Annotated in this window: 9 protein-coding genes and 1 pseudogene; 2 read left to right on the top strand and 8 right to left on the bottom strand. The window is 52.7% G+C overall.

The annotated features are described in order from the left end of the window. Both KP708_RS14970 and KP708_RS14965 read left to right on the top strand, forming a co-directional pair. A partial coding sequence (locus tag KP708_RS14970) for an IS3 family transposase (RefSeq protein WP_215750512.1) occupies nt 1–212 on the top strand: 212 nt, incomplete at its 5' end. A gap of 339 nt (nt 213–551) precedes the next feature. Next, entirely contained in the window at nt 552–1,754 is a 1,203-nt protein-coding gene (locus tag KP708_RS14965; RefSeq protein WP_215750511.1) for a phage integrase central domain-containing protein, read from the top strand. Nucleotides 1,755–1,808: 54 nt separating this feature from the next. Here KP708_RS14965 and KP708_RS15885 read toward each other — a convergent pair. The 8 genes and pseudogenes from KP708_RS15885 to KP708_RS14930 all read right to left on the bottom strand — a co-directional run. Continuing rightward, nucleotides 1,809–2,045: pseudogene (locus KP708_RS15885) on the bottom strand (IS5/IS1182 family transposase); the annotation flags it as partial. A 22-nt stretch (nt 2,046–2,067) separates the two neighbouring features. Next, a complete protein-coding gene (locus tag KP708_RS14960) occupies nt 2,068–2,754 on the bottom strand; it encodes a hypothetical protein (RefSeq protein WP_215750510.1) in 687 nt (228 codons plus the stop codon). Between the two features lie 162 nt (nt 2,755–2,916). Beyond that, complete coding sequence (locus KP708_RS14955) at nt 2,917–3,264, bottom strand: transposase (RefSeq protein WP_215750509.1); 348 nt, start codon at nt 3,262–3,264, stop codon at nt 2,917–2,919. Between the two features lie 57 nt (nt 3,265–3,321). After that, nucleotides 3,322–4,947 carry a hypothetical protein gene (locus KP708_RS14950; RefSeq protein ID WP_215750508.1) on the bottom strand — a complete coding sequence of 542 codons (1,626 nt, stop codon included), beginning with the start codon at nt 4,945–4,947 and terminating at the stop codon, nt 3,322–3,324. Nucleotides 4,948–5,462: 515 nt separating this feature from the next. After that, a complete protein-coding gene (locus KP708_RS14945) occupies nt 5,463–5,828 on the bottom strand; it encodes a hypothetical protein (RefSeq protein WP_215757214.1) in 366 nt (121 codons plus the stop codon). A gap of 193 nt (nt 5,829–6,021) precedes the next feature. Next, on the bottom strand, nt 6,022–6,603 hold the full coding sequence (locus KP708_RS14940; RefSeq protein ID WP_215750506.1) for a hypothetical protein: 582 nt from the start codon (nt 6,601–6,603) through the stop codon (nt 6,022–6,024). 4 nt (nt 6,604–6,607) lie between these two features. After that, on the bottom strand, nt 6,608–7,564 hold the full coding sequence (locus KP708_RS14935) for a BsuBI/PstI family type II restriction endonuclease (RefSeq protein WP_215750505.1): 957 nt from the start codon (nt 7,562–7,564) through the stop codon (nt 6,608–6,610). Then, a partial coding sequence (locus KP708_RS14930) for an Eco57I restriction-modification methylase domain-containing protein (protein WP_215757213.1) occupies nt 7,561–9,070 on the bottom strand: 1,510 nt, incomplete at its 5' end. The genes KP708_RS14935 and KP708_RS14930, both read right to left, overlap by 4 nt.

The following is a 9,070-nucleotide window of genomic DNA, read 5'->3' as shown; positions in this document are numbered from 1 at the left end:
TGTCCGGCAGGGGAAACTGCTTCGACAATGCAGCCGTAGAGACCTTCTTCAAGAGCCTGAAGGCCGAACTGCTCTGGCGACAGACATGGCCCACTCGGCAGCAGGCAACCGCCCCCATCTTCCAGTACGTCAACGGCTTCTACAACCCGCGACGGCGCCATTCATATCTCGGCAACATCAGCCCTCTCGCTTTCGAGGCTAAAGCCGCCTAACAAAATCACATACCGGCACAAAACCGTAGCAAGTCCAATGTAGGATCGGGCCATAGCATTAAGAACAACGTGAGGTGCTTGCAGCAAAAGGTGACGTTTGACCAATGACGCAGCGTTGATGCGAAGTCACACAGGCTTTAGCTAAATATTTGGTTTTCTCGGGAAAATTAAGAAATGGCGGAGGGGATGTCCGCCAATATGAAGGCGTGTCAAAACACTTTAGAGTGAATTTAACCCTAAAAAACAATCTATTAGTTCAGATTGACGACGCACACCACCGCACATAGACGCGTGAAACCATATGATATAAGGTGGGATCAAAGATGGGACTAAAAATCCATGAGCAAGCTTCCGCCAAACCAGTTAACCGTACGCAAGCTCGCCAGCCTGAAAGACGGCGTCCATGGTGATGGCGGAAACCTGTGGATCACGATCCGAGGCGAGACGCGTGCCTGGACCTTCCGCTTTAAGAGCCCCTTGACCGGCAAGCGCCGGGAAATGGGATTGGGACCCGCTCGGGATGTGCCCCTGTTCGAAGCGCGCACCAAGGCGACCGATGCCAGGCGTCTTCTGCTGGCGGGGATCGATCCTTTGGAGGAGCAGGCCAAAAGAAAGCGCAGCACCGTCAGGGAGCGGACCTTCGAGGAAGTCGCCGAGCATTACATCACGGAACAGACACCGGCCTGGAAAGACCCGCGTTCCGCACCCATGTGGCGCAGTTCTCTCGGGCGGCATGTCTATCCCCTTATGGGGAGCCGTCCGATCGGTCAGGTCCAGACAGACGACGTACTGTCCGTGCTGCGTCCGATCTGGGAAACCACGACCGAAACGGCCAGTCGTCTCCGCGGGCGGATCGAACGTATTCTCGACTATGCTCACAGCCATCACTGGCGAGAGGGAGACAACCCCGCTCGCTGGCGCGGTCATCTGGCCAACATTCTTCCGAAACCCACGGCCGTGGCCAAGGTCGTGCATCATGCGGCCATTCCCTACCGCGATCTTCCGGCTGTGTTTGCACGACTTGGTCGACAGGATGGCTCTGCCGCTCTTGCCGCCCGCTTCCTCTGCCTGACGGCTGCGCGGTCTGGTGAGGTGCGTCATGCGTTATGGTCTGAAATCGACTTCGAGAAGCAGATCTGGGTGGTTCCGGCCGAACGCATGAAAGCGAAGCGCGAACATCGCGTACCGTTGACGGCCAGTGCCCTCAGTGTGCTCCGGCGGATGGAGATACTGAAATCGCCCGCTTCAGCCGATGGTCTGGTTTTCCCTGGGGGCAAAATCGGATCGCCGCTCAGCGATGTCGCCGTCTCCAAGGCGCTCCATCGTGCAGCTGGCACGCAGGACGTGACCATTCATGGATTACGATCCAGCTTCCGGGACTGGGCGGCAGAGGAGACAGACTTCCCGCGGGAAGTGGCGGAAATGGCGCTGGCTCATGCCATTGGAGACAAGGTCGAAGCCGCATACCGGCGAGGCGATCTGTTCAGCAAACGGCAGGAGATGATGAAGCAATGGGAGAAGTTCTGTCTGGGGCACGGATAGAGAAAGCGAATAAGCAGATGGGATCCATCAACCCCTGAGAGTCCTTTTAGAAATTCACTGATAAGCGCTTCTATATAGCATAAGGCTTCCCACGGCGGTGTGGATCATGACCTCTGCAACGTTGATCCGCTGTTCGTAGTCCTTTACAAGACGACGCCAGCGGATCATGCAACCGAAGGTTTGTTTTAGGATCCAATGCCGCAGCAGGATTCTAAACCTTTTTGTTCTATCTGAGCGCCGCATAACCTCGATTGTAAAATGCATAAAAGCAGCTTCGTAATACAAATTAACACATAAGGAAAATGTAGATAATTCATGAAGAAGGTAAAATCTCACGCAAACTATCGAGTACTTCCCATGCCACTTGCCTCATAGTAGCGTAATGGGCGCCAATAATTTTTTTACCAATCATTTCTTTGAGTGTGGGATTCTTATCGATCATCTCTTTAAAGATAGGCTCTGGATCAGTTTTTAATTTTACATACAAATTTTGACTCAAATAATTGTCAACATGAGCGCCTCCATCTTGGTCGCGCATCGACGCGATAAGTTCTTTTCTTGTTAAATATACTCCATCTTCTGCTTTAAATATGGCTTCGTTGTACCAGTCTTCAAAATCAAGAGCCCTTTTCCAGGGTATATCAGGAAAAACGCTGCACAGTGGCTTGTAGGCATAGTGACCGCCAAAGCCCATTTCCGTAAAAATTAGAGGGGCAGCCGGACTTAATTCGTGTTCAGATTTATTTCCATTCATCATTATTTCATTATAAAAACCTCTTGAACTACTAATAAATTTTGCTTCTTCTTTCTTGTTAAGAGATCGAAGTAAAGATGTTGTGTTTCGTCCGCCATCACGAAGCAAGGTGGAGACGATCGTAGAGAGTATCATCGCCATTGGCACACTCCCTTTATCATAAAGTTCCCCTATCTGTTTTAGCACATCAATTTGATCCCTAAACATCTGTTCCAACTCGCCTTCAGGTCGTGACTGCTTACTCATTTTGAGCCTTCTCGTTAAAAGTTCCGCGATCAATATTATCATAGAGGGTCGAATAAATTACTGGAACAGGTCGGCTATGCGGAGAACCAACTAAGAGTTCCTATGCCTGACAAGGGGGCGTCGCCGTCTTTCTGCTCCTGTCTCACTGAGCAGAAAGACAAATCAGGGGGGAGATCGGAATATCGAGTTTGTGACATTAACACTCAAAAGCGGACTCCTCCGCCAATCCCGGAGCGGTTCATATTCCATGTCCGGATAGCCGGACAGAGCATCGGAAATCCGCTCGAAGACATTGGCATTGCGCCAGTCACTGAAACGACGGAAAGCGGTGCTCCAGTTGCCGAACACGGCAGGCAAATCATGCCACGGACTTCCCGTTCGGACAATCCACAGCACCGTTTTCATAAAAAGCCGGTTGTCCCGACCACTTCGACCCAGATCCATCGATTTGCCAAGGCATTGGGGGTCAATCAGCGCCCATTGGGCGTCCGTCAGCACAAAGCGTTCCATTAGAAGCTTGAATCATAGCTCAAGCCTCATGTGTTTCCCCACAAACCTTAAACCAGTTCAGCCTGGCCAGAAAACGACCATTCGTTCTTCCAGGAGAGATTTCGATGATGAGCACACTTTGCGAAATTTGGCGCCACTGGCCTTGACAGCTTTGACAATCTCCGGCGCGGGATGCTTCCATGTTTTGTGGATCGGTTGAGCAGCTGCTACCCACAACTCCGCATCAATCACGAAAAGAGATGGATCGAAATTATGCGCCGAGCCATGGTGGGGCAACATAAATGTGGTCACCCAATTTACCTCGTCACGATAGTAATTCTGGAATCTCTGCACCGTTAATGGATCTTTGAAGTCTATATCTCCGGTACCCATCCAGCCGACGCGCGCTTTCGGGAACATCTGCGCGCCGCGCAGCACGGCACCAGCCTTCTGCGGCTCGGCTGGCCCGGAATACAACGTCATGGAGGTTTCGTTCTTATCGCCGAATGCCCAGGCATAAGCGCGAGCAACGGCGGTACGGTGTTTGGTCACCAAGCGCCGACGTTCCTTCTTATCTTTCACCTTTTCGGAAAAACTACCTCTTGGCCAACTCAGGGCTATCTCCACCGCAGTACAGAATGCATCGCGATCCCGCTGCGAAGCTCGCTTTACATGAGGCTTCAAGAGCCATCCAGCTTCCGTGCCCGTCCCAACATGGAATTCGATGCGCTGCACGAGCGTCGCTCCGTCTGGCGAACGACGCTCCGTAGGTCGAGCACCTCTCCCGCCGGTTGGAACCCTGCCCTCCCAAAGCATCCCATCAGGGCCAGACCGTGTAGGCTCCGCGGGCGGCAATTCTCGAAAGCCCGAACTCGCTTCGCCGTCGTCATCCGGCATTACCATGACAATCTGCCGCGGCCCGAAACTTGTCATGGTACCGAGGGCGTCAACGACAACATCTTCGTGGAAGCGTTCTGCACTGCGTTCACCACTTGTCGCCGCGCTTCTTCCGAATGCGATTATGCGATCAATATCATCCAGATAAGGCATTACAATCGTATCGACCCTCAACCCCCTCTTTGCATGCAGTAGATGAGGAATGCCACAGATATGATCTCGGTCGAAGTGCGACACGAAAAGCATATCCAGTTGGCGAGAGGGACGTCGGGCCACAATGGAGCGTATGGACTGGACAACTCCCGCAATGGGATCCGAGCCGCAATCGTAGACGTACATGAAGTCGGCTAAAGGTACCGCATCGGAAACAAGTGATTGCCGCCAATTCTTCTGGTCCGATGTGAGATCGCGCAGTGTACCGATATTAAAACCTCCCTGACCCACAGGGAGCTGATATCGGTGATGTCCGAGAACATATTTCGCTTCGTCGCGCTTCCATGCTCGCGGGTGACTGGATGGGAGGCGCGCGGTCCGAGCGGCGAGGTTCATAGCTTGCTGCTGGCGTTCAGACAGGACCTGCCGGCAGTCATTATGGATATCTTCGACTGAAAGAATTTTAAGCCTGTATTCCAGTGCTCGGGCGTAGAGCTGTTCGGGTAATTCCTTCTTCAGAAATTCGAAGACGAATTCGAACGTCATTTCCAGCCCATAACTCCGGGCTATGTCACGACGGATGTAGAAATCAGCGCAATCACACGCAGACTTCCACTGCTCATCATCCGGATTATCTATAAAAGTGTTGTTCATCTGTTAACCTAGGGATCCGTGAATGCCGCGCTCGGGATTAGAGTTGTCAATTACTATACCGAAGAGGTTTACGTCTGCTTCGGAGAAATCGAAAGCTGAGTCGGAACGACCGACATGAGGCGAGAGTAGCCTGTCTGCATTGTCCATGTAGAGCAGACCACCAGTTATAACGACAAGCGGAATGTCAGCTTTGTGGTTTTTATTTATAATTCCCACTCGATTGTAAATAATTCACTAAAATAATTTAAAATCAAATAATTATATATAACAAACACTCTAGATACCATGAATAATGCCATTTTCAATTATCTTGAACCGCTATCCTGCAGCCGCTTCACATCACGCATTTCTTCAACTTTAGGCCTTATCCGAGCGAGAACACGCCGCGTAGCGTCCATATTAAGCCAGCTAGGCCCCGCAGTAACGGCCGCGTATGTGGCATCTGACAGTAACTGACGGCGCTCGGTGTCCGTGGCAGAACGCCTATACATAGATCAGCAGCTTGAGCGATAAGCTCATTCAATGGACTTGATTACCCCCCCCAGCGAGTAAATGTCCTCTGGCGTTACCGCGCCAATCTCTAGCACAACTTCCTTCTCGCTATTTCCATATCGCCCTGCACCTTCTTGATAGCCAGTAATGTTGGACTTGTTCGCTTTCATTACCGCTAGAAAGTCGGAATTACGAAACAGCTTCGATAAATTTACGATAACGCTGCCCTCGGGTGAATGCAGATAAATAATTGTCCCTTGAAAATCCTGACCTTGAGGTGGAACCCCAACCTTGAAGGCTTTCGCAACTTCAATATCCACTGTCCAAGATGATATTTTCTCTGGCAATCTATCTTCGCCGATAAGACTCCATACGCTCTCTTTAGGCAATATGATTTGCCTGTAACAAAGAAGTAGACAGGACCGAAAATCGTCAGAGAGCTCTTTGCACTCTCTCTCTCTTCAATCTCTCCGCACGCTCAACTGTAGAACTACGCTGCCAATCACTGACAACTTGCAACAGAGACAGAAGAAATTTTTCTTTCATTAAGTCAAGCACCTTATTTTTCTGATCATATTGGATTTATCTAAATCGTCCATATGGCAACGACTGTAACCACTCATGAGGCGATACCAGCTTGCTGATCTCGATGTTGTAAATTTCGTGACCTTGCCGGACCTGATATTTCGGATGCACCCATTCACCCGCGCGATAATAGCGCGCCTGATCTAGAAAGCGCTCGCGTCCCCGGCCACCCAGCAGCCACATGCGACGGTTGGTGATCTCGTAGGTCATAAAAAAGAACTGGTCGATAGGCTCTCTCGCATGACGGGCCGTGATCTGAGCCGTGTAATCCTCTCGGGGTGGCACCTGACGCTTTACCGTCTTAATACCGATGCGGGTGCCCAACCCAGTAATGAAATCAGGTTGGCCAGCTGCATCGTCCCGCACCCACTGAAAGTTCTGGACGCCTTCATGCTTTAGCCACGAGTTGAACACGATTTCGCCTAAATCGCCCACCCATCTCTCATCCGTGGCCACCTCGGCGTAGATGTTTCCATACTGGCGGTCACGTTCTGCACGCATTCGCTTGGCCTGTTCTTCACGCTCAGGCTCTATCAAAAGAGAAATCCAACCTTGTGGATGAACTTGACTGTTTGCCATTACCTCAATCATCCTCCGAGTAAGGCCCAAGAAAGCGAACGCCATTGAAATGGATTAGGTGCGACGGGGCATCCGCCACCCACACCTCAGTTTCCCAAGCGATTTCTCCGAGATAACGACCCATAATCGCTCGATTGGGAAACGCAGTGACATACACGAGCCCCGCTGTCGATCCTGCGAACAGCTTCGCCAACTCATTATGACGCTTACCGTCGACAGGCCCATGACTAGTAACGGATTCAACCAAAAGCAGCCAGTTTTTCGCTGTGTAATGCATTACTACATCAGGCATCTTGCCATGTAAATCGACGTCAACGCCCAGGCTCGCGAGCAAAGGCGCGTCGAAATACCCAAACTTGTCGCCCGTATCACCGACATAGACCAGCACACTACCCTGCGCAAAGCGCGAAGCGAAGTCCTCGATGATGGCCCGAATCAGTTCGCTGTGCTCGCCAGGGCTAAGGGTAATTTCCTTGCCCGGTGCAATCTCGACAGGAATACGGTTCTGCTCTCGCTCCTTGGCGTAGCGGGCAACCAGGGTTTCCCGCTCGGCGAGATAGTCCGTCAAGCTGTCATGCCACGCCGAACTGCCGAAGGTGCGAAGCAAGGCCAGCGCGGCGGGTTCGATTTGATAACACCATCTGGGACTATTGCGCGGCCGTGTTGGCTGATCGGGGTTTGCAACAGCAAGCCCTGCATCACAAAACTGGTGCATGGTCTGCCGGCGAAACGTCTCGCGGGTGTTCGGCGCATATTCCTTGCCATAGTGTTCGCGCGCCCAATCCATGATGGGCGTGATGCCGACAAGCGGGTTTTCCGCGTCGACCCACGCTTTACCCGGTATGAGATTCAGGAGCGCCAGCAGACACAGCGCAGAACGCTCGTTCTGCTGCGCCCTCGGTAAGCCCAAGGCAATAATGATCTGTTGCGTGGCCTCGATGTAGTCGTGCTTGTCGTTCATTCGGTCAGGGTTCCTAGCTTGGCGTCGATCTGGTCCTGCGTAAATGTTCTTTGCTTCATGGCCCATTCGCCAAGCTGGATCAGGGTGTCACGGCTTGGGTACTTCATCAGCTTGAGGTCAGTTGCATTGACCTGCGTATGGCCGTTGAAGCGCCGAAAATGCTCATCTACTGCGGTCGTGTTCAGGAATACGACCAGCCCACGGGCTAGCGCTTCGGGCAAGCCGTGTTTGTTCTCATGAAACAGGTTCATGTGGTTTTCGAAGCCCAGCACCGAATGATCGCCGAAAGCGGCAGGATCAACGATGCTTGCCACTACACGGCGCTTCTCCTCCTTCGAAGAAAAGCGCCGCACCACGCAATAAAACCCGTTCGGGTAAAGCCATTTTTTCGTCTCATCGTTGCACATGATCGCGTTGGACTTCTTCAAGCCCTGCACAGGCCAGACAGTGCCGGTCATGCTCAAGTGGCCAGGATAGATCAAGGGAACAGCGCCAGGCTCCGGCATATCGCGCAGATGAGCTTTCAAGCGGAAATCGACTACTGGCCCGGTCGATACCGTCACTCCAATGTCGGCCAGGGAGTAGCGCACGGCAGGCGATAGCTCGATGGTGCTTTTCTCGGTCGTGGTCGGCACATGAATGAACCGCTCCAGGTCATCCGGGAACACGATCCGGTCGAACGGGTGTTCATTGGTAGTCAGGTCGGAAAAGCTGTCATCGGTAGATGTAGAAATAGTCACCGGTCCTTGTTCCCCGCCACGCTCCAAGCGGATGATGATGTTCTCCTGCAGTACGTCGTCATCCTTGAATGCCTTGCTGCGCGACTCAAACAGGTGCATTTGACGGATTGCCGCCCGTTCCAGGATGAAGTTGCGGAAAGGCCTATAGTATGGGCCATTGCAGAAGCTGCGCGGGATGATCGCCACGACCTGGCCACCGGGCGCGGCCACAGCCACGGCCAGTGCCACAAATGCGGAATACAGATTCACCGTCTCGATGCCGACACGACGCAGGGCCAGACGGTGCGCTGATTTACTGTTGATTTTCTTGTACGGCGGATTGAGGATGGCATGGGTATAACCCGTTGGCGACTTAACCGCGAACAGATCATTGGCGGTCACCTGCTCAATGAAATCGTCCGAAATGATCCGGGGGGTTACTCCTTGATAGCCCGCTAGGTGCCGCGCCAAGTGGTCACGAAGGGTGTCGTCAATTTCGTAGGCCGTCGCCTCCACGGCCTTGAAGCCGAAGCCGCCAGTCACCCAGCGATCGAGAAAGGCGCAGGACAGCGCTCCAACACCCGCACCGGCATCGAGTAGTCTGCAGGTCTGCACAGAGCTGGCCGGGAACATGGACGCCATGAAGCGGGCCACACTCGAAGGCGTCATGAACTGGCCTAGTGCGACTTTGTGTTTCTGTGCGGTTCGTGGTGCAACCATGCGGCGCACGGTGTCGGCCTTCTCAAGCTGTTGCAACATTCCCACTCCTCGGCGTTCGCGGCACGAT

Origin of the sequence: Gluconobacter sp. P5H9_a, from assembly GCF_018812085.1 — a bacterium.
Classification (GTDB): domain Bacteria; phylum Pseudomonadota; class Alphaproteobacteria; order Acetobacterales; family Acetobacteraceae; genus Gluconobacter.
Note: the sequence above shows the minus strand (reverse complement) of the source record. Positions and strands in the feature narration are given on the sequence as shown.